This is a genomic window from Azotobacter armeniacus (genome assembly GCF_054779355.1).
In genome coordinates this window covers 142,245-162,416 of record NZ_BAAGYK010000120.1, presented here as the reverse complement: position 1 = coordinate 162,416, position 20,172 = coordinate 142,245, and the positions used below count along the sequence as shown (strand labels likewise).

Here is a 20,172-nt window from a genome sequence, read left to right as displayed (position 1 = left end):
CGCGAGTTTCTCAAGCGCCTGCTGATCGGTGCCGAGCAGCCGGTCTTCGTGATCGTCGATGGCCATCCGGTGCACAAGGCCCGGCTGGTCAGGGCGTTCGTCGAGGAACAAGCGGGGCGCCTGAAACTCTTCTATCTGCCGCCGTACTCGCCACAGCTGAACCCGGACGAGCAGGTCTGGGGGCACGTCAAGCGCAGTGTGTCCAGGCGTCTTGTGCAGAACCGGGAGGAGATGAAGAGGTTGGCCCTGGGCGCGCTGCGCAGAATCCAGAAGTTGCCGGCGTTGGTGAAATCGTTTTTCCGCCACCCGGACTGCCAATATACAGCAGCATGACATTACTTTTTAAAAGATTAGTAACAACTGGTGCGAAAACCAGATCCGCCCGTGGGCCCTCGGCCGCTCGAACTGGCTGTTCGCCGGCTCACTGCGCAGCGGCAAGCGTGCAGCCGCCCTGATGACACTGATCCAGTCGGCACGCCTGAACGGGCATGACCCCTATGCCTATCTGAAAGATGTGCTGACGCGGTTGCTGACGCAAAAGGCCAGCGAGATCAGCGAGCTGCTGCCGCACAACTGGAAGCCGTCCGGCAAGGCGTGATCACCGGGCGCTTACCCCATGATGACAAGGTCTCGAACATGAAGAAGTCGCCGAATTCTCCATCATGAGCGCTATTTGTGGATAAGTTCTTAACAGACTAAAGCCCCCAGCTCTGCCGGGGGGATACAGGTGGAGGGCCTGGAGTGGGGCGAGGGCTACCGCTACCGCCCGCTCGGTCGCCAGGCGCTGGCCACGATCATCGAAGGCCGCCTGGCGGAGGCGGTGGATTGCTGGCTTGATGCCCTCGGCGTTGACACGCAGCCGGACCGGCGCAACGGCCATTACCGGCGGCATCTCTTGACCGAGCTGGGCGCCATCGAGCTCGCCGTGCCGCGCACCCGGCGCTACTGCCCGAGCGAGGTGCTGCACGCCTATGGCCGGCGCTCGGCCGAGATTGACCGCGCCATCCTGGCCGGCTTCGTGCTCGGGCTCTCGACCCGCAAGCTCGGCGAGGTTCTGTTGGTGCTCTTGGGCCGGCCGGTCAGCGCCAGCACGCTGAGCGCGGTCGCCAAGACCCTGGACGGCGCCGTCGCCGCCTTTCATGCCCGATCGCTCAAGACCCACTACCGAGTGGGAAACCTTCCTCACCGATCTCTTCCGCCGCGGGCTCTACGGCGAGGGCCTCGAGATGATCTGCGTCGACGGCGGCGCCGGCCTGCTGGCCGCTCTGCCGGTGGTCTATCCCGGCCTCCCCGTGCAGCGCTGCTGGGCGCACAAGATCCGCAATGTCCTCGATAAGGCCAGGGCAGCCGATCGGGCCGCGGCTAAGGCCGATCTCCACGCCGTCATGAATGCCAGGACCCTGCCCCAGGCCCGCTCCGTTGCCCGCCGCTTCGCCGATCGATGGCAGGGCGCCTACCCCAAGGCGGTCGCCTGCCTGCGCAATGACCTTGACGAGCTGCTCACCTGCTTCCGCTACAAGCCCCTTGAGGAGCGAAAGGCCGTGCGAACCACCAACGCCATCGAGCGCCGCTTTCGCGAGGTGCGACGCCGCACCAGGCCCATGGGTGTCTTCCAGGACCGCACCTCAATGGACCGCATCCTCTTTGCCGTCTTCACTTACGAAAACAAAATGCAGGGAATCTCTGCCCCTTTCCCCTGACACATAACAATTGACGTTACCGTGAACTCGGTTGCTCCAGGAGCGATCAGGACAGAGATTAACCGCGAAGCCTGGCAGACGCCGGAGGCTGAGGCCGAGCTAGCTTCTTCCATTATGGTCGCATCGGCGCGGTCGACGACGTGACCAGGGCCGCCGCGTGGCTTGCCCACGACGAGGCAGACTACATCACCGGCACGACACTGTACGTCGACGGCGACATGATGCTGTATCCGGCGTTCCCTGGGAAAGGATGAGGAAACTAAAACTATGGGCGCGAGCGAGTCTGAACAGCGGAGTGACGGCCGCTATACCCCTATCCGCGATTACGCCGCGATCGGGGATTGCCACGGCGCGGCGCTCGTTTCGCTGGCCGGCGACGTGGACTGGTGTTGTCTTCGCCGGCTCGACGCCGACCCGGTGTTCTGCCGAATCCTCGACGCGGATCGTGGCGGCTTCCTCTCCGTCCGCCCGGTCGAACAATTCTCGGCGGCTCGAGCCTATCTCGAGGGGACGAACATCCTGCGGACGCGTTTCTCTACCCGCGAAGGCGCTATCACTGTAACGGACTTCATGCCGGTCGGCCGGCAGCCCTGGGCTGGGACCCATGATTACGTCAGTTTGCTCGCGCCCGGGTGGCTCATACGCATCATCGAGGGCGTGCAAGGCACCGTTCCGCTGGATATCCGCTATCGACCGTCCATCGCGTTCGCCGCCCGGCCGGTCGAACTTCAGAGCATGGCGGGTCGTCTGGCAACCGAGGATGGTCCCGCTCTCTACCACGACGGCCTACCGTTCAATGTCGATGAAGATGTTGCAAGTGCCACTGTTGACATGAAGGCGGGGGAGCACCATGTGCTGGTGCTCGCGCCCGCACCAACGAAATCGCATCCGATCGACCGGGTGGAGCGGCTCTTCGACGTAACACAGGCATTCTGGCGGGAATGGATCGGCTACTGCCGATACGACGGACCATACAAGGACGCCGTCCACCGGAGTACTCTGACGCTCAAGCTCCTCACCTATGCGCCGACAGGCGCGATCGTCGCCGCGCCGACGACCTCGCTTCCTGAGGAAATCGGCGGCCTCCGCAATTGGGACTACCGGTATTGCTGGCTGCGCGACGCGCCCTTCACGCTTTACGCCCTGGCAGCGCTCGGATATGGCGGCGAGGCGCGCTCCTTTAGCCAGTTTCTTCGCCGTGCTTGCGCGGAGACCTACCCGGACCTTCAGATCATGTACGGCATCGGCATCGGCATCGGCATCGGCATCGGCATCGGCATCGGCATCGGCATCGGCATCGGCATCGGCGTCGAGACCGAGCTTGTGGAACGGACGCTCGACCATCTAGAGGGCTACAGGGGCAGCGATCCTGTGCGAAAGGGCAACGGAGCCTACAAACAGCGCCAGATCGACGTATACGGGGAAGTTCTGGACTGGGCGCACCTCTTCCACACGTTAGGTGGCCGATTCGACCGGGACGCCCAGAAGCTGCTGGCAGCTCTGGCGGACTATGTGGCCGAGCACTGGCAGGACGCCGATCAGGGACTTTGGGAGGTGCGCGGGCCTCCGCGTCATCACGTCCATGGCAAGATGATGAGCTGGGTGGCGCTCGACCGCGCGATCCGGCTGTTGGGAGCGCGACCGCACTGGGAGGAGCAGCGGCGGCGCATCCTGGAGGACATCCGAACACGCGGCGTGTCCGCTTCGGGCGGCCATCTGCTCCAAGCCTACGATCATCCGGGAACGGATGCGGCCCTGCTCCTCGCGCCGGCCGTCGCCTTCCCCATCGATCGCAAGAATTTGGAAGCGACCGTCGCCGCGGTCGAGCGAGATCTGCGTCACGGCGACTTCGTGTACCGCTACAAGTGCAAGGACGGGCTCCAGGGCGGCGAAGGGGCCTTCCTGATTTGCAGCTTCTGGCTGGCCGACGCGTTCCTGCACCTCGGGCGCCATGCCGAGGCGAAGGCCCTCTTCGAGCGCCTCCTCGAGTGCGCCAACGACGTGGGCCTCTATGCCGAGGAGATCGATCCGGAGACGGGTGCGTTTCTCGGCAATTTCCCACAGGCCTTCACCCATCTTGCGCTCATCGGCACCGCCGCCCACCTCGATCTTTATGAGCGACGCGGACCCTCGGCTCTCCTGGGAGGCCATGCGGACCGCGCCCGCTTCGGCGTCGGCGCGACGCTTGGATGGCGCGCCATTTGGAGCGCGTTCAAGGCGACCCGGCGAGTGGGGCGGATCTTTCCGTCAAGGCGGTCGACACTCGCGGAGACCGCATTCGAGTAGCTGCTCGGAGCGAATGGCCGAAGCAGGGATCAGAGGAGCCCGGATGATGCCGGATTCCGGAAATCGCGCTTTCGCCGTCATTGGTCTCGGCCATATAGGCGGCAACCTTGCCCCTAGGCGCTGGAGAAAGGTTTCGGGGTCGTGCATGTGGGGACGCGAGACATTCCGGACGAGCTCATCTGAGCGGGCCTCAAGCGGGCGCATTCGATTGCCGAGGTCGCGCGCGAGCTGGTGCCGCCCCGCATTGCGTTCCTTTACGTTCCGGCCGGCAGGATCGTGGACACGGTGCTGCGAGCTCGTTCGGCAGTGGTCGCACATTGGAGCCTGCGGCGATGTCGGAGCAAAACCGCACTTCGAGACCACATGCGCGGCAGGAGCTGAGCAACGGACAGCCATGCTGGTGCAACGAGCACGGACATGTCTCTGGACCACGATTCATCGGGAGACGCCCAGACCGTTAATCACGGCGCGAGCCCGTGATTTGATAGCTCATGCAGCCATGTTGAACGGCTGAACGGTATTTTCGGAAAACAAAGCGAGAATCCCGACCAGTAGGTTCCGGTGGTTGCGTGCCCCCGCAACCACCGTTGTAGCCATCGGCCCCGACTGTGTACGCAGGGCGGGGCCGGTTGCTATGGGTTTCCCCTATAAAGCCGGACACCGCATCCCGTTAAGTTGATGCATCTGCCAGGCGCCTGAACTCCCGTGGCGAGCGTTATTTCAGGGCACTATGCGGATGCTGTTCGTTGCAATGCTCGAAGGCAATAGTCAGGTTGCGCAGCGCCGTCGCTCGATCATGGGCATGTGGGCGATGTAGTCGTGCTTCATCGTTTTCACGAAGCTCTCCGCAGTGAAACAGCTGGTTGGGGTTGATCTCGTTACGCCGGGCCACCACCGAGATACTCTGTCCCGGTTCCTGGCTCTCGCGCACCATGGCCAGTTTTTCCTCCTGGTCCATCGACAAACCAGCGAAAGCAGGTTGAAATCGATCTGTTCGACCAGCTGCCGCCGGTTCGTCGAAGCGGTGCTCTGGATACTTCGCAGCGGCGCTCAATGGCGGATGCTTCCTCGCTGCCTCGGCTCATGAAACAGTGTCTTCAAGCATTTTGCCCGCTGGTGCAGGTTCGGCATTTGCGACAAGCTTCAATCGGCACTCAGTTGTGCTGCCGATCTTCAGCATGTCTGCATCGATAGCTCGATTATCCGTGCCAAGGCCTGCGCGGCAGGAGCGGCCAACAGCACGGCATCAGCTGAAGCACTGGGGCGCTCGCAGGGTGGCTTTGGCAGCAAGCCCAATGCGCTGACCGATGCGCTGGGCTACCGATTCGTTTCATTTTGACGGGAAGCCAGGTGGCAGAGATTACCCAGGCGATCCCGCTCATGGAGGGGATCAGTACGTCGGCGCTACTGGCAGGCAAAGGCCATGACGCCAATCGGCTCCTGGCTTGGTTAGCGGCGTGCAAGATTCAAGCGGTGACTCCTCCCAGGTGCCACTGCGTCGAGCAACGCTCCTGCGATCGGCACCTGTACAAGGAGCGTCATGTTGTGGCGTGCCTGCTCAGCAAGCTGAAGCACTATCGTCGGATCGCTACACGCGCTGAGAAGAAAGCCAGTCATTTCAAGGCAATGCTGGCCTTCGCTGCTGTTCTGCTGTGGTTGCGCTGATACGTCAGAGCCTGGATCACCGTGGGGGCGAGCGAGACCTTCTCCTCCATGGAGGTCTCGTTTTCCTTGCGCTCCTCGGCGAGCGCGGGTTGGGCCACAGCCAGCAGGCTGAAAGGCTAGCTGAACTGGCGAGTGATGGTCTTCATTGATAGTTATGACTTCTATGGGTGATTGATTGGTTATGTATACAGTTTTTAGTTAATGATAATTGTTATTTTTTGAGTGATGTGCGTCAAGCGTTCCGTTTTGTATTTGTCGGATGGGATCGCAAATCGACCACTGGAGCGCCCCGCTAACGTCCACGTGCAAATCCGGGCAACATAGACCGTGACAAAAAAGACAGAGAGTCCAATCGTGAATACTGACACTGAAGCCTTCATCGTCGCGGCTACCGCCGAGGAGGCGGTGGACCGTCTCGCCGCCCTGCACCAGCGTGCCACCTCTGCCCTGCGCCAGGCGCTCAAGCGCTATCTGACCGAGCGGGTCGAGCCGGATGCCGCGCAGCGCAGCCTGTTCCGCTATCCCGAGCTGCGCCTGACCCACCAGCCACAGGGCCAGGTGCCCTTCACCGTCCGTGCCTACGCCAAAGTCCAGGCGCCGGGTGTCTACAGTGTCACCGTGACCCAGCCGCAGGCCTTCCGCCGCTACCTGCTCGATCAGCTGCGGCCGCTGATGAACGACTTCAACGTGCAGGTCGAGGTTGGCGTGGGCGTGCAGGACATTCCCTATCCCTATGTGGTGGAGCAGGGTGATGAGCTGGCCGGCTCGGGCGTCACCGCCGCCGAGCTGGCGCGGGTCTTCCCCAGCACCGACCTGGCCGCGGCTTCCGACGATGTCGCCGACGGGCTGCACGCCTGGGCCGGCGCCGTGTCCTTCCCGCTGGCGCTGTTCGACGCGGCACGGGTGGACTTCTCCCTGCGCCGCCTGGTGCACTACACCGGCAGCGACTGGCGCCACATGCAGCCGTGGATCCTGCTGACCAACTACCACCGCTACGTCGACCAGTTCGTCCGCCACGGGCTCGAGTGCCTGCGCAAGGACGGCCGCTTCGTGCGCCTGGTGCTGCCCGGCAACGTGGTGATCGATCGAGGTATGGCCGAGAGCGAGGCCCAGGCGCTGGTCGAGGGGATGGTCTGGCACCGCTACCAGATGCCGGCCTACCACCTGGTCGCCGAAGACGGCCACGGCATCACCCTGGTGAATATCGGCGTCGGCCCGTCCAACGCGAAGAACATCACCGATCACCTGGCGGTGCTGCGCCCGCACTGCTGGCTGATGATCGGCCACTGCGGCGGCCTGCGGCAGTCGCAGACCATCGGTGACTACGTGCTGGCGCACGCCTACATGCGCCGCGACGGTATCCTCGACCGGGTGCTGCCGCCACACATTCCGCTGCCGGCCCTGGCCGAGGTGCAGCAGGCGCTGCAGGAGGCCGCCGCGCAGGTCACCGGCGAGCAGGGCGAGGCGCTCAAGCGTCGCCTGCGCACCGGCACAGTGCTGACCTACGACGACCGCAACTGGGAGCTGCGCTGGGCCCAGGAGCGGCCCCTGATCAACCTCTCGCGGGCGGTGGCGGTGGACATGGAGAGCGGCACCATCGCTGCCCAGGGCTATCGCCTGCGGGTGCCCTACGGCACCCTGCTGTGCGTCTCGGACAAGCCGCTGCACAGCGAGATCAAGCTGCCCGGCGCGGCGAATGTCTTCTACGAGCGGGCGGTGAGCCAGCACCTGCGCATCGGCATCGCCGCCCTCGACCTGTTGCGCAGCCAGCTCGACACCCTGCACTCGCGCAAGCTGCGCAGCTTCGACGAACCACCGTTCCGTTGAGCGGCGCGGCTTGCTGGGTGATCGCGCGGGGGATTACGGTCGGCCTCGACCGCGACTAGCCGGGCAGCGGTAGGCTGATGAGTGCCCGCATGCCGCTGTTTCGATTGCTCAGCATGATGTCGCCGCCATGGTGGCGGGCGATGGTGCGGGCGATCGACAGGCCGAGGCCGACGCCGCCCGTTTCGCGGTTGCGTGAGTGTTCGAGACGGAAGAAGGAGGCGAACACCTGTTCCAGCGCCTCGTCGGGAATGCCGGGCCCGTCGTCTTCGACCGTAATGTCGATGCTTTCCGTGGTTCCTGCGAGGCTGACGCGGGCCCGCTCGCCGTAGCGCACGGCATTTTCGACGAGGTTGCGGACCGCGCGCCGCAAGGCGTCCGGCCGACACCGATAGTTGATCTTCGGTCCGCCGAGGAAGGCCACCTGTTGGCCCAGCTCGGCGAGATCGTCGCAGAGGCCTTCGACCAGAGCGGAGAGGGCCACCGCCCTGGTGCTCTCGATGGTGGCCTCTTCACGCGCGAAGGCGATCGCCGCTTCGGTCATGGTCTGGATTTCCTCGATGGTGGTCAGCATCTTTTCCTGAAGGTCAGGATCGGCCACGAACTCGGCCCGCAGGCGCAGCGAGGTCAGCGGCGTGCGCAGGTCATGGCCGATCGCCGCGAGCATGCGAGTGCGATCCTCGGCGAAGCGTTGCAGGCGCGCCTGCATGCGGTTGAAGGCCTCGGCGGTCTGGCGGATGTGATCGGGACCCGACTCCGGCAGCGGCGGAACCGATTCGCCACGGCCCAGCAGTTCCGTCGCGGCAGCCAGGCGCCGCATCGGCCTGGCGATACCCCGGGAGACCAGAACCGCAATGGCCGAAAGCGCGATCGCGGTAATCGCCAACGACAGAATCGATTGCGCTGTCCATGGAGTGTTATGGATGGGCTTCGCGTAGGCCGCACTGAGCCAGGTGCCGTTGTCGAGGCGCACGGCAAGCCCCATGCCGTTCGATGCGCCGAGGTGGAGGAACCTGGCGTGCCGCGACAGCGGCCAGGCGCGGGACGGCAGGTCCGCCCACTGCGGCGTATCGGTGGCGGCGTCGAAGCCGAAGCCGAAGCCTACTGGCGCCATGGCCGTCATTCGTGGGCGGCCGGAGTCCGCGAGCTGGTGATCCGGGGAGGTCCGGCTCGGGAGAGGCCTGGCGAGCTGCATCCAGGCCTCGCTCTCCCAGGCTACGGCGTCGTCCGGCTCCCCGGCGGAGGTCCAGAACCGGGTATAGGTGGTGCCGCTCACTCGAATGATCTCGTTCTGCAGGGCTAGCGGCGTCGTTTCCAGCAGTAGGGCGAGCGAGGCCGTTCGGCTGAAGAACTCGCTCCTGGCGGCGACGCGTAGCGCCTGGCCGCGCTCGTCCCAGGAGATCAGCAGGCCGGTTCCCTGCGACAGCGCGAGTGCGAGCAGCAGCAGCGATATGAAGCGGGCCGCCAGACTGCCTCGCCAGATGCGCATCATGCCCGTTAGACCTAGGCGGTGAAGCTGTAGCCGCCGCCCCAGTGGGTCTTGACCAGCACGGGATTGCGCGGATCGGCCTCGATCTTCTTGCGCAGCCTGCTGACTTGGTTGTCGATGCTGCGGTCGAAGCAGTCGGCGCTACGGCCGACAGTGAGATCGAGCAACTGGTCGCGGCTGAGAACCAGTCCCGCATGATCGAGGAAGGCGCTGAGCAGGCGGAACTCCGCTGTGCTCAGCGGGATAGCGACCCCATCGGGGCCGAGCAGTTCGCGCCGGCCGACGTTGAGTATCCAGCGATCGAAGCGGAATGTCTGCGTCTTCGGCATGCCCCGCTGCGGCGGCAGACTGTTGACGCGCCGCAGCACCGCCTTGATGCGGGCCAGAAGCTCCCTGGGGTTGAACGGCTTGGTCAGATAGTCGTCCGCCCCTAGTTCCAGGCCGATGATACGGTCGAACTCTTCCGTCATGGCAGTGAGAAAGATGATCGGCACATCGGTTGTGCCGCGCAGCTGGCGGCATACGCTGAGCCCGTCCTCGCCGGGCATCATCACGTCGAGGATGATCAAGTCGGGAGCGCTGCGCTCGCGAAGCCGGCGCAGGGCCGGGGCGTTTTCCGCGACGCTGATGCGGTAGCCGTGCTGGCCGAGATATTGCCCGACCAGGTTGCGGATATCACGGTGGTCGTCGATGACGATGATGTGGGGTATCGGTTCCATGGAGTGCTCCATCACGCCAGTGAACGTGCTGTGGCGGCTGATGGCCGCCACTACCTTGCGCGGGCTATCGGAAGCTCTGCCGGGCGATGTTGGAATGTAGGGGCATTTACCAGGAGCTGGAAGCCCGGTTCCGGCAATCCAGGCTTCATCTGCATCAAAGTGTGTCATCTGGCAGCAGTGCGACATCTTGTGATGATTGAGCGCGCCCTTGGCACAGTTTTGTCAAATGCGACGATCAAGCTATGAAAACGCCAAGGCTCTATGACTGCGCAGGATATGAACGGGCCGACGCTGCGCAAAGACGCGCCGTCATCGCCTATCCTCAGAAGCGGTCCGCCGTGGATGCAGGGTAAGGACGCGCGATTCGAGGGGCCGCAGGAGCGGTGTCTTCCAATTTCACCAAGGAGTTCAGCATGGCTCGACTGACCGTCAACGGCATGACCCGGGAGGTCGGACGCGGATCCTGGAACACCACTGCTCTGGGTGCTCCGTGAACAGCTCAAACTGACCGGCACGAAGTTCGGGTGCGGCATCGCGCAATGCGGGGCCTGCACCGTGCACATCGACGGCGTCGCCGTGCGTTCGTGCATGCTGCCGGTGGAGGCGATCAGGCAGGAGCAGCGCATCGTCACCATCGAAGGCCTCTTGCCCGACGACTCGCACCCGGTGCAGAGGGCCTGGCTGGCGCTCGACGTTCCGCAATGCGGCTACTGCCAGACGGGGATGATTATGGCCGCGGCCGGATTGCTTCGCCAGAATCCGCATCCGAGCGACGCCGATATCGACGCCGGGATCACCAACATCTGCCGCTGCGGCACCTACAATCGGGTGCGCGCCGCGATCAAACTCGCCGCCGGTGGCGCTGTGGTGCCCTAGGTGAATGCCTGGGTGACGATCAGGCCCGACGAAACGGTGGTGATCCGCATCGCCCGTTCCGAGATGGGGCAGGGAACGCTCACTGGCCTCGCCCAACTCGTGGCCGAGGAGCTCGAATGCGACTGGTCGAAGGTTACGATCGAATATCCCACGCCTGGCCAGAACCTCGCGCGCGATCGTGTGTGGGGGAATTTTTCGACCGGCGGCAGCCGAGGCATCCGCGAGTCCCAAGAATATGTCCGCCGCGGCGGCTGCCGAATGGAGCGTGCCGGCTACTGAATGCGCGGCATCCAAGGGCGTCATCACCCACCGTCCCAGCGGACGCACCCTGACCTTCGGCAAGGTAGCGACTGCTGCGGCCCGCATAACGCCGCCGAGCGAGATCACGCTCAAGGATCCGCAGAACTGGAGTGTCATCGGCCAGCCACTGCCGCGGCTCGACACTGTCGACAAGCTCAACGGCAAACAGGTCTACGGCGCCGACCTCAGGCTGCCGGGCATGCTGAACGCGGCCATCCGCGCCTGCCCGTACTTCGACGGCAAGCTCACCAGCTTCGACGCCGCGGCGATTGCGGGCATGCCGGGCGTGCGCAAGGTGGTGCGGGTAGACGAGACTGCCGTGGCCGTGGTGGCCGATACCTGGTGGCAGGCCAAGACGGCGCTCGACGCTTTGCCGATCGTCTGGGACGAGGGGCCCCACCGGGCGCTCACCAGCGCGTCGATCGCCGAGATGCTGGCGGCGGGCCTCGATACCACGAGGCCTTCGTCGGTACCGCGAAGGGAGACGTTCGAACCGCGCTTGCGGGCGCGGGCAGGACGATCAGCGCCGTCTACGCCGCTCCCTACCAGAACCACGCCACCATGGAGCCGATGAGCGCGGCGGCCCTCTATACCTCGGAGAAGCGCGAGGTCTGGGGGCCGACCCAGAACGGCGAGGCGAGCCTTGCGGCGGCAGCCGAAGCTGCGGGGCTGCCGGTGGAGCGTTGCGAGGTGTACAAGCTGCACCTGGGCGGTGGCTTCGGCCGGCGCGGCAATTTCCAGGACTATGTGCGCCAGGCGGTGAACATTGCCAAGCAGCTCCCCGGCACGCCGGTCAAACTCCTCTGGTGGCGCGAGGAAGACATGCTCCATGGCGCGTACCATCCAACGACGCAGTGCAGGCTGACCGGTGCACTCGATGACTCAGGCAATCTCGCCGCGCTCCACATGCGTATCTCGGGCTGCCATGCGCCCGCTGGCTCCGGCAGCGCCATCCCAGGCTTGGTTGGCCGCTCGGCTGCGGATATCGCTGCGGACATGCAGGCGTTCCGGACGGGGGCCCGCCAGGCAACGGTGATGGACGGCATCGCCAAGGGGTTCACCGAGGAGGAAACCCGTGCCATCGCGGATTGGCTTGCTGCCAGCCGGGGCGGCGAAGATGGAGCGAATCATGCCGACCCGTAGGCGCGTCCTGCGAGGCACAGTCGCCGCGGCGGTCTTGGGGGCGGCGCCGGGCCTTCGCGCCCAGTCGATGCCGCGCATCGTCGTGGTGGGGGGCGGGTTCGCCGGCGCCAGTTGTGCCCGCGCGCTGAAGCGGCTGGATCGTGCACTGGCTGTCACGCTGATCGAACCCAGTCCGCGCTACACCGCCTGTCCCCTCAGTAATGCGATGGTTGCCGGGCAGCTCGACCTCTCCTGCGCCGCCTGTCACGACGACAACTGGGGAAAGCGGCTCGGTGGCAGCCTCATCCCGCAGGCGCATCCGACCGCCTATCCGCTCTATCGGCTGGAGTGGCAGTCGCTCGGCTCGCTGCAGCGGCGCATGCGCAACTGCATGATCGGCGTGCGGGCTGAGCCATTCGATTTTGGTGCGCCGGAGCTGGTCGATCTCGAGCTCTATCTGATGTAGCGCGCTGCAGGCCTTCCGCTCGAAACGCCTGGCGTGAGGCCATGACAGCCGCATGAGGGAGCCGCCGAGGCCGCTTCCGACGACCTGCGGAGTCAGCCTGGTATTGGCCTGGTTGCAGCCCCCATGGTAGCGGTCTGGTTCAGGCCGTGCCCAGCATCCCCTGCTGCTCGATGAAGGCGATGATCGTTTCCAGGCCCTGACCGATCTTCTGATTGCTGAAGACGAACGGCCGCTCGCCACGCATCTTGCGGGCGTCGCGTTCCATCACCTCCAGCGAGGCGCCGACCATGGGCGCCAGATCGATCTTGTTGATCACCAGCAGGTCCGACTTGCAGATGCCGGGGCCGCCCTTGCGCGGCAGCTTGTCGCCAGCGGAGACGTCGATCACGTAGATCGTCAGGTCGGAGAGTTCCGGGCTGAAGGTGGCGGAGAGGTTGTCGCCGCCGGACTCCACGAGGATCAGTTCGAGGCCGGGGAGGCGGCGGTTGAGCTGGTCGACTGCCTCCAGGTTGATCGAGGCGTCCTCGCGGATCGCCGTGTGCGGGCAGCCGCCGGTTTCCACGCCGATAATTCGCTCCGGCGCCAGGGCCTCGTTGCTCACCAGGAACTCGGCGTCCTCCTGGGTGTAGATGTCGTTGGTCACTACGGCGAGGTTGTAGCGTTCGCGCAGGGCTCGGCACAGCGCCAGGGTCAGGGCGGTCTTGCCGGAACCGACCGGGCCGCCGATGCCGACGCGCAGGGGTTGGCTGTTCATTGTGGTTTCTCCTGTCAGGAACGGAAAAGACGGCTGTATTGGCGCTCGTGAGCCATGCTCGCCAGAGCCAGGCCGAAGGCGGCGCTGCCCCAGTCGGCGGGTTCGCGCGCGTTAGCGGTGCGCTGCGCTTCGGAGAGCGCCGGCAGCAGCGCCGAGGTCAGGCGCTGGGCGGCCTGCTGGCCGAGCGGCAGGGACTTCATCAGCACCGCCAGCTGATTCTCCAGCCAGCTCCACAGCCAGGCGGCCAGGGCATCCGGCGGCTCGATCCGCCAGGCGCGCGCGGCCAGCGCCCAGGACAGTGCGAGGCCTGGCTCGACGACTCGCGCAAGGATGGCGCGGGAGGGTTCGTCCAGCTCCGGCAGGTCCTCCAGCAACTGGCGCAGGGAGTAGCCCATCTGCCGGCTCTCCAGGCGCAGCTCGCGGGTTTCGCGGCTGGCGCGATGGCGTTCGGCAAGTCCTTCCAGTGTCTCCCAGTCGCTGCCCGCGGCGGCCGTGCAGTGGGCCAGCAGGAGCGGCGCCTCGAAGCGGGCGAGGTTGAGCAGTAGCTGGTCTTCCAGCCAGCGCTGGGCGCTCTGCGGGTCGTGCACCAAGCCTCGCTCGACGGCCAGTTCCAGGCCCTGAGAATAGCTGTAGCCGCCGATCGGCAGCTGCGGGCTGGCGAGTCTCAGCAATGCCCAGGTTGCGTTCATTTGCGTACGCCGAACTGGTGCAGCTTCGGCGCGTAGCTGAATTCGGCCTCGCCGGCATGGGAGTGGTGATGGCCGCCGCCGTAGGCGCCGTGCTCGGGCTGGAAGGGCGCCTCGATGGCTTCGACGCCGGCGCCGAGCTGCAGCAGCATGTCTTTCAGCACATAGTCGTCGAGCAGGCGCAGCCAGCCATCGCCGATCTGCAGGGCAACGTGGCGGTTGCCCAGGTGGTAGGCGGCGCGGGTCAGCTCGAAGGCGCTGGCGCAGGTGATGTGCAGCAGCCGCTCGGGGCGGGCGCGCACGCGCACCAGACGGCCGTCTTCGGCCTGCAGGAAGTCGCCGTCGACCAGCGGCGGCTGGCCGCGCTCGAGGAACAGGCCGACATCCTCGCCAGCAGTGGTGAAGCAGCGCAGGCGGCTCTTGCTGCGCGCTTCGTAGATCAATTCCAGTTCGGCGTCCCACTCGGGGCGCGGTGCGGTGCGCTGGCGAATCATCAGCATGGGCGGATTCCGTCGAAGGGGGTTGGAGTCTGGCGCCATTCCGGCGGCGCGGGCGGCAGGCGGTCGACTGTAGGGCCAAGCGGGGCGCTTTGCCAGCCTAGAACAGCGGATGCTCCAGCCGGAACATCAGGAAGTCGTCGCAATGGGAGTTCTGCCCCGAATAGGCGCTGCAGCCCGTTCCGCGCAGGTCCGAGCCGCTGTAGGTGACGCCGACCCGCAGGCCGAGCCATGGGCGCGACAGGTTCAGTGACCAGTCGTTGAAGCTTTGCACGCTGCCGCCATCGGACAGGTATACCGGGCGGTCCAGGCTGTGGTTGGCGTATTTCAGGGTCAGGTCCAGGTTCAGCGGGTGCAGCAGGTCCAGGTCGAGCAGCAGGGTGCTGTCGGTGCGCTCGGCGGCCCGGCTCCAGGCGGCGCCCAGGCGGCTGTCCTCGAGGCTGATGCCGGCATACAGCTCATGCCGGTCGAGGCCTTCCAGACGCGGGAAGCTGTAGCGGATCAGGCCGAACTCGTAGCCCAGGGTTCCGCCGGAGGCGCGCTTGTAGCCCAGGTAGGAGTCCAGCTCCAGCCGGGAGTCCTCGAGCAGGCCCGTGCTGGGTGACCAGTTGCCCAGGTACCAGCCGTCGGTGTGGGTCAGGTCCAGCCCGCCATGGAAGGCGCCGACCCGCGCCGGCTGCACCAGCCCCTGGGCCATGCTGCGGCTCGGTGTCGTGCTCAGTTTCAGTTCGAAGTCGCCCAGTTCGCGCTCGAGCGTCTGGGCGTGTGCCGTCACGGCCGCTCCGGCGAGCAGTGCCAGAACCGGTTTGCTCCTGCCGATCATCACTTTCTCCCTTTTGCTGGTCGGACAGCCGGCTGCTCCCGTGTCGAGCTGATGCTCTAGGCAAAATTATAGGATAGCCCGGGGCAGGCAGTCAGGCCCAGTCGTGTCAAAGGGCCAGAGCTCTGGGGCATGCTGCAGTGTATCCCGATATTTTTGCGCTTGATGCTTATCGAGCCTAACGCTTAGGCTGCTTTCATTTCCTTCCGCCCCCTTTTCCGCTGAGAGCCCATTCTTGAACACCGCTTCCCATCCGTTCCACGGGATACTGCTGATTCTCGCCGCCGGGCTGGTACTGGCCAGTCATGATGGCATCGCCAAGTATCTGGCTCTGAGCCATCCACTGATTTTGGTGATCTGGGCGCGCTATCTGTCGCAGAGCGTCGTGATGCTGCTGCTGTTCGGGCCGCGCCAGGGACTGGCCATCGTCCGCACCCGGCATCCCGTGCTGCAACTGATCCGGGGGCTGTGCCTGGTCGCGGTCAGCCTGCTGTTCGTCTCCTCGCTGCGCCATATTCCCCTAGGCGAAGCGACTTCCGTGCTGTTCCTGGCGCCGCTGTTCGTCACCGGACTGTCGGCGACGCTGCTGTGCGAGCGGGTCAGCGCCGGGCAGTGGGGAGCAGTGATCCTCGGCATGCTGGGCGTGCTGGTCATCGTGCGGCCGGGCGGCGCGCTGTTCACCCCAGCGGTGCTGCTGCCACTGGGCGCGGCCCTCTGCCTGGCGGTCTTTATGCTGCTCAGCCGGCGTCTCAGCGAGAGCGATGGCCCAGTTACCTGCAACTTCCTCTCCAGCCTGGTGGGCAGCCTGCCGATGAGCCTGCTGGTGCCTTTCTACTGGGAGACGCCCGACCTGCACGACGGCCTGCTGCTCTCCGTGGTAGGTGGCGTAGCCATGTCCGGGCACTTGCTGCTGAGCCATGCGTACCGTTACGCCAGTGCCGCGACCCTGGCGCCCTTCACCTATTCGCAGCTCGTCTTCGCCGTGCTGGTCGGCTTCGTCGCCTTCGGCCATGTCCCGGACAGTGGTGCCCTGTTGGGCATCGCCATCGTCATCGCCAGCGGAGTGCTGTCGGTCTGGGTGCAGCGGCGGACGGTCTGACCGTTCGCCGCCTTTGTCCTTCCGAAGAGCGGATCAGAGCCCGAAGTCGCCCGGGTTCAGGCCCAGTTCGGCGCAGATGCTGCGGCAGACGGCACGCTCGCCTTCGTCGAAGTTGCCATCGGAGTTACCGATCGCGCAGCAGACGCGCACCAGCAGACGGGCGGCGTCTTCCTTGCCGCGTAGCTTGCAGACTGTGCGCAGCGCCTCGGCGCGGCCGATCTCGGCATCGAACTCGAACTTGGTGCAGATCTCGGTGAAGGCCTTTATGACCTCGCTGAGGTCGAACACCTTGAGTTCGTTCGAGTTCTGGATGAAGCCGATCATCTTCTGCTTTTCGCTGCTGCTGATGTTTCCGTCGGCGGCTGCCACCAGGGCGCAGCCGCCGACCACCGCTTCCATGAACTCGCGGTTGCGGAACTTGGCCATCTCGGTGGAAAGCTTTTCGCGTGCCGCAGCCGTGTTGTTTTTCAGCCAATCGAGCATTGGATTACTCCTGATCAAAGGTTCCCAGAATGTGCCACCTGGGTATGGATGAATATGGAGGCGGATTTCATTTCTTCAAGGCCGCTGCCCCCGTCCGGTGACGGGCGAGGCCTTTCTTCAGAAGAGAAAATAGCGCTGCGCCAGCGGCAGCACCTCGGCTGGTTCGCACCAGAGCAACTGGCCGTCGGCCCTGACCTGATAGTTCTGCGGATCGACCTCGATCTGTGGGGTGGCGCCGTTGTGGATCAGGTCCTTCTTCTGCAGGTTGCGGCAGCCCTTGACCACGCCGATCCGCTTTTTCAGCCCGAGCTGTTCCGGTACCCCGGCAGCGAAGGCCGCCTGGCTGACGAAGGTCAGGCTGGTGGCGTGCAGGGCGCCGGCGAAGCTGGCGAACATCGGCCGGTAGTGCACCGGCTGCGGGGTGGGGATGGAGGCGTTGGCATCGCCCATCAGGCTCGCGGCGATGGCGCCGCCCTTTAAGATCAATGACGGCTTGACGCCGAAGAAGGCCGGGCGCCAGAGCACCAGGTCGGCCCACTTGCCCACCTCCACCGAGCCCACTTCGTGGCTGATGCCGTGGGTGATCGCCGGGTTGATGCTGTACTTGGCGACGTAGCGCTTGACCCGGAAGTTGTCGTTGCCGGCGGCGTCCTCGGGGAGTGGGCCGCGCTGCTTCTTCATCTTGTCGGCGGTCTGCCAAGTGCGGACGATCACCTCGCCGACCCGGCCCATGGCCTGGCTATCGGAACTGATCATGCTGAAGGCGCCGAGGTCGTGGAGGATGTCCTCGGCGGCAATGGTTTCGCGGCGAATGCGGCTTTCGGCAAACGCAACGTCCTCGGCGATGCTCGGGTCGAGATGATGGCAGACCATCAGCATGTCCAAGTGCTCGTCGATGGTGTTGCGGGTGAACGGCCGGGTCGGGTTGGTCGAGCTGGGCAATACGTTGGAGAGGGCGCAGGCTTTGATGATGTCGGGCGCATGGCCGCCGCCGGCGCCCTCGGTGTGGTAGGTGTGGATGGTGCGGCCCTTGAAGGCAGCCAGCGTCGTTTCGACGAAGCCGGATTCGTTGAGGGTGTCGGTGTGGATGGCCACCTGCACGTCGTACTGGTCCGCCACTGACAGGCAGTTGTCGATGGCCGCTGGGGTGGTGCCCCAGTCCTCGTGGAGCTTGAGGCCGATGGCGCCGGCCTCGATCTGCTCGGCCAGCGGCTGCGGCAGGCTGGCGTTGCCCTTGCCGGTGAAGCCGAGGTTCATCGGGAAGGCGTCGGCGGCCTGCAGCATGCGCGCGATGTGCCAGGGACCGGGGGTGACGGTGGTGGCATTGGTGCCGGTGGCTGGCCCGGTGCCGCCGCCGATCATGGTGGTGATGCCGCTCATCAGTGCCTCTTCGATCTGCTGCGGGCAGATGAAGTGGATATGGCTGTCGATGCCGCCGGCGGTGAGGATCAGGCCCTCGCCGGCGATAACCTCGGTGGCGGCGCCAACGGCGATGGTCACCCCCGGCTGGATGTCCGGGTTGCCGGCCTTGCCGATGGCCGCGATTCGCCCGTCCTTGAGGCCGACGTCGGCCTTGACGATGCCCCAGTGGTCGAGGATCAGCGCGTTGGTGATCAGGGTGTCGACCACCTCGGCGCTGTTGAGCTGGCCTTGGCCCATGCCGTCGCGGATCACCTTGCCGCCGCCGAACTTCACTTCCTCGCCGTAGACGGTGAAGTCCATTTCCACCTCGATCCACAGGTCGGTGTCGGCCAGGCGCACCCGGTCGCCGACCGTGGGGCCGAACATGTCAGCGTAGGCTTGTCTGCTGATTTTCATGGCGTTCATTCCTGTCTGTAGGGTGGACAACGCTTTGCTTGTCCACCGCGTTTTCCGTGAGCGGTGGAAAAGCCTGCGGCGTTTTCCACCCTACGCATGCCTCAGAGTTCGCCCATCACCCGTCCGGCGAAGCCGTAGACGCGGCGCAGGCCGGCCAGTTCGACCAGTTCGACCTCGCGGCTCTGCCCTGGCTCGAAGCGCACCGCGGTGCCGGCCGGGATGTTCAGGCGCATGCCGCGGGCGGCGGCGCGGTCGAAGAGTAGCGCGTCGTTGGTCTCGAAGAAGTGGTAGTGCGAGCCGACCTGGATCGGCCGGTCGCCGCTGTTGGCCACCGACAGGGTGAGGGTGCGGCGGCCGGCGTTGAGTTCGATTTCGCCGTCCTGGATCTGGTATTCGCCGGGGATCATCGCGGCCTCCTCATGCGATCGGTTGGTGCACGGTCACCAGCTTGGTGCCGTCGGGGAAGGTAGCTTCGATCTGGATCTCCGGGATCATCTCCGGCACGCCTTCCATCACCTGCTCGCGGCTCAGCAGGGTGGTGCCGACGTGCATCAGCTCGGCCACCGTGTGGCCGTCGCGGGCGCCTTCCAGCAGGGCGGCGGAGATATAGGCCACGGCTTCCGGGTAGTTGAGCCTGAGGCCTCGGGCCAGGCGCCGCTCGGCCAGCAGGCCGGCGGTGAAGATCAGCAGCTTGTCTTTCTCGCGGGGGGTCAAATCCATTTCAAGTGCTCCAGATTCGGGGAGGAAGGGCGTCGCGGCCGAGCAGAGCGGGGCGCAGCAGGCGCCAGAGGTCGATCAACCAGGCGCGGGCGTGCAAAGCCTGCTCGGCCAGGCAGCGGCCGACCAGCAGGCCCGGCAGTTGGGTGAGGTCGCCGCGCACCCGGGCGGGAATTTCGCGGCAGCGCGCCAGCAGTGCGGTGTCGATCTCGCCGGTGACCAGCAGGGTGGCGAACACCGGCGAGCCGCCCAGGCCGATGGGCGAGTCGAGCAGGCCGTCGCCGCCCTCCAGGCGCTGGCGCTCGTGCCAGAGCAGGCGGCCGTCGCGATGAATGTCCAGGGCGGCGCGGTAGTGGCCGGCGGCGAAGCGCTCGCCGCTGGCCGGGCGGCCGAGGGCGACGATGTCCCAGTAGCACAGCCGGGCGTCGCCTTGCAGCTCGATGCAGGTGGCCAGTTCGGCCTGGGCGGCGGAATAGATGATGGTCTCCGGGGGCAGCCATTCCAGGGTGGCGCCAGCGTCCACGCGCAGCCGCAGGTGCTGCATGGCCGGGGCGGCGGCGCGATACCACTTGGCCGCGCCGGGGCCGGTCAGCTGCGCCCAGGCGCCTTCGCCGACCTCGGCGGCGATGTCCAGACGATCACCGCCAGCGATGCCGCCCGGCGGATGCACGAGAATGTGCTGGCAGACCTCGGGTCCTTCCGGGTAGAGATGCTTCTGCACTCGCAGCGGACCGTTGTGGCGGCGCCGAACCGGGCGTGTGGCGGCGCCAGCGCGGGCATAGGCGAGATCCAGCTCGGCGTGCCAGGCGGGGCTGAACAGGGCGGGGGCCGTGGGCGCGTTCATCTACTTC

General features: G+C 65.6%; 21 protein-coding genes and 4 pseudogenes. 13 read left to right on the top strand and 12 right to left on the bottom strand.

Translation table 11 applies throughout. From position 1 onward, the window contains the following. From ACYVD0_RS17005 to ACYVD0_RS16985, 5 genes and pseudogenes are all read left to right on the top strand, one after another. Positions 1–333, top strand: a 333-nt coding sequence (locus ACYVD0_RS17005; RefSeq protein ID WP_460427910.1) for a transposase, incomplete at its 5' end; no start/stop codon positions are given. A gap of 16 nt (positions 334–349) precedes the next feature. Then, positions 350–598 (top strand): annotated as a pseudogene (locus tag ACYVD0_RS17000) (transposase domain-containing protein); the annotation flags it as partial. Positions 599–727: 129 nt separating this feature from the next. Next, positions 728–1,700: pseudogene (locus ACYVD0_RS16995) on the top strand (IS256 family transposase). Between the two features lie 122 nt (positions 1,701–1,822). After that, a complete protein-coding gene (locus ACYVD0_RS16990; RefSeq protein ID WP_460427914.1) occupies positions 1,823–1,954 on the top strand; it encodes an SDR family oxidoreductase in 132 nt (43 codons plus the stop codon). Positions 1,955–1,967: 13 nt separating this feature from the next. Beyond that, positions 1,968–3,986 (top strand): glycoside hydrolase family 15 protein, encoded by a 2,019-nt coding sequence (locus tag ACYVD0_RS16985; RefSeq protein WP_460427909.1) that lies wholly within the window; start codon positions 1,968–1,970, stop codon positions 3,984–3,986. Positions 3,987–4,701: 715 nt separating this feature from the next. On the opposite strand, the pseudogene ACYVD0_RS16980 reads toward ACYVD0_RS16985, so the two are convergent. Further along, positions 4,702–4,847 (bottom strand): annotated as a pseudogene (locus ACYVD0_RS16980) (integrase core domain-containing protein); the annotation flags it as partial. A 489-nt stretch (positions 4,848–5,336) separates the two neighbouring features. On the opposite strand from ACYVD0_RS16980, the gene ACYVD0_RS16975 reads away from it, so the two are divergent. Both ACYVD0_RS16975 and amn read left to right on the top strand, forming a co-directional pair. Continuing rightward, a complete protein-coding gene (locus tag ACYVD0_RS16975) occupies positions 5,337–5,651 on the top strand; it encodes a transposase family protein (protein WP_460427908.1) in 315 nt (104 codons plus the stop codon). Between the two features lie 354 nt (positions 5,652–6,005). Continuing rightward, positions 6,006–7,478, top strand: coding sequence for an AMP nucleosidase (amn, locus tag ACYVD0_RS16970; RefSeq protein WP_460427907.1), 1,473 nt, complete (start codon positions 6,006–6,008; stop codon positions 7,476–7,478). A 55-nt stretch (positions 7,479–7,533) separates the two neighbouring features. On the opposite strand, the gene ACYVD0_RS16965 is transcribed toward amn, so the two are convergent. Together ACYVD0_RS16965 and ACYVD0_RS16960 are read right to left on the bottom strand one after the other, a co-directional pair. Next, positions 7,534–8,967 carry a two-component system sensor histidine kinase family protein gene (locus ACYVD0_RS16965; protein ID WP_460427906.1) on the bottom strand — a complete coding sequence of 478 codons (1,434 nt, stop codon included), beginning with the start codon at positions 8,965–8,967 and terminating at the stop codon, positions 7,534–7,536. 11 nt (positions 8,968–8,978) lie between these two features. Continuing rightward, positions 8,979–9,683 (bottom strand): response regulator transcription factor family protein, encoded by a 705-nt coding sequence (locus tag ACYVD0_RS16960; protein WP_460427905.1) that lies wholly within the window; start codon positions 9,681–9,683, stop codon positions 8,979–8,981. Positions 9,684–10,096: 413 nt separating this feature from the next. On the opposite strand from ACYVD0_RS16960, the pseudogene ACYVD0_RS16955 reads away from it, so the two are divergent. The 5 genes and pseudogenes from ACYVD0_RS16955 to ACYVD0_RS16935 all read left to right on the top strand — a co-directional run bounded on the left by ACYVD0_RS16955 (position 10,097) and on the right by ACYVD0_RS16935 (position 12,447). Continuing rightward, a pseudogene (locus ACYVD0_RS16955) lies at positions 10,097–10,559 on the top strand ((2Fe-2S)-binding protein). Continuing rightward, positions 10,560–10,838: a molybdopterin cofactor-binding domain-containing protein gene (locus ACYVD0_RS16950; RefSeq protein ID WP_460427904.1), complete on the top strand. Its 279-nt coding sequence runs from the start codon at positions 10,560–10,562 to the stop codon at positions 10,836–10,838. Continuing rightward, positions 10,825–11,433 carry a hypothetical protein gene (locus tag ACYVD0_RS16945; RefSeq protein ID WP_460427903.1) on the top strand — a complete coding sequence of 203 codons (609 nt, stop codon included), beginning with the start codon at positions 10,825–10,827 and terminating at the stop codon, positions 11,431–11,433. Before ACYVD0_RS16950 ends, ACYVD0_RS16945 begins: the two co-directional genes overlap by 14 nt. Next, positions 11,379–12,002, top strand: coding sequence for a molybdopterin cofactor-binding domain-containing protein (locus tag ACYVD0_RS16940; protein WP_460427913.1), 624 nt, complete (start codon positions 11,379–11,381; stop codon positions 12,000–12,002). The genes ACYVD0_RS16945 and ACYVD0_RS16940 overlap by 55 nt, the downstream gene beginning before the upstream one ends. 67 nt (positions 12,003–12,069) lie before the next feature. Continuing rightward, positions 12,070–12,447, top strand: a complete 378-nt coding sequence (locus ACYVD0_RS16935) for an FAD-dependent oxidoreductase (RefSeq protein ID WP_460427902.1) — start codon at positions 12,070–12,072, stop codon at positions 12,445–12,447. Between the two features lie 139 nt (positions 12,448–12,586). Here ACYVD0_RS16935 and ureG read toward each other — a convergent pair whose 3' ends face one another. The 4 genes from ureG to ACYVD0_RS16915 all read right to left on the bottom strand — a co-directional run bounded on the left by ureG (position 12,587) and on the right by ACYVD0_RS16915 (position 15,207). Next, positions 12,587–13,201, bottom strand: coding sequence for an urease accessory protein UreG (gene ureG / locus ACYVD0_RS16930; protein WP_460427901.1), 615 nt, complete (start codon positions 13,199–13,201; stop codon positions 12,587–12,589). Between the two features lie 14 nt (positions 13,202–13,215). Then, positions 13,216–13,890 carry an urease accessory protein UreF gene (locus ACYVD0_RS16925; protein WP_460427900.1) on the bottom strand — a complete coding sequence of 225 codons (675 nt, stop codon included), beginning with the start codon at positions 13,888–13,890 and terminating at the stop codon, positions 13,216–13,218. Continuing rightward, positions 13,887–14,387 (bottom strand): urease accessory protein UreE, encoded by a 501-nt coding sequence (gene ureE / locus ACYVD0_RS16920; RefSeq protein WP_460427899.1) that lies wholly within the window; start codon positions 14,385–14,387, stop codon positions 13,887–13,889. The genes ACYVD0_RS16925 and ureE overlap by 4 nt, the downstream gene beginning before the upstream one ends. Before the next feature lie 97 nt (positions 14,388–14,484). Beyond that, complete coding sequence (locus tag ACYVD0_RS16915; RefSeq protein WP_460427898.1) at positions 14,485–15,207, bottom strand: TorF family putative porin; 723 nt, start codon at positions 15,205–15,207, stop codon at positions 14,485–14,487. A 232-nt stretch (positions 15,208–15,439) separates the two neighbouring features. Between ACYVD0_RS16915 and ACYVD0_RS16910 the strand changes: the two genes are divergently transcribed. Next, positions 15,440–16,303 (top strand): DMT family transporter, encoded by an 864-nt coding sequence (locus ACYVD0_RS16910; RefSeq protein ID WP_460427897.1) that lies wholly within the window; start codon positions 15,440–15,442, stop codon positions 16,301–16,303. Positions 16,304–16,336: 33 nt separating this feature from the next. Here the strand turns inward: ACYVD0_RS16910 and ACYVD0_RS16905 are convergent, their stop codons facing one another. From ACYVD0_RS16905 to ACYVD0_RS16885, 5 genes are all read right to left on the bottom strand, one after another. Next, the gene (locus tag ACYVD0_RS16905; RefSeq protein ID WP_460427896.1) at positions 16,337–16,786 is read right to left on the bottom strand and encodes a tellurite resistance TerB family protein; all 450 of its coding nucleotides are present in this window, start codon (positions 16,784–16,786) and stop codon (positions 16,337–16,339) included. Between the two features lie 117 nt (positions 16,787–16,903). Further along, positions 16,904–18,604, bottom strand: a complete 1,701-nt coding sequence (gene ureC / locus ACYVD0_RS16900) for an urease subunit alpha (protein ID WP_460427895.1) — start codon at positions 18,602–18,604, stop codon at positions 16,904–16,906. A gap of 101 nt (positions 18,605–18,705) precedes the next feature. Further along, positions 18,706–19,011 carry an urease subunit beta gene (locus tag ACYVD0_RS16895; RefSeq protein WP_460427894.1) on the bottom strand — a complete coding sequence of 102 codons (306 nt, stop codon included), beginning with the start codon at positions 19,009–19,011 and terminating at the stop codon, positions 18,706–18,708. A gap of 10 nt (positions 19,012–19,021) precedes the next feature. Continuing rightward, on the bottom strand, positions 19,022–19,324 hold the full coding sequence (ureA, locus tag ACYVD0_RS16890) for an urease subunit gamma (protein WP_460427893.1): 303 nt from the start codon (positions 19,322–19,324) through the stop codon (positions 19,022–19,024). A gap of 1 nt (position 19,325) precedes the next feature. Continuing rightward, positions 19,326–20,165 (bottom strand): urease accessory protein UreD, encoded by an 840-nt coding sequence (locus tag ACYVD0_RS16885; protein ID WP_460427892.1) that lies wholly within the window; start codon positions 20,163–20,165, stop codon positions 19,326–19,328. Positions 20,166–20,172 lie beyond the last annotated feature (7 nt).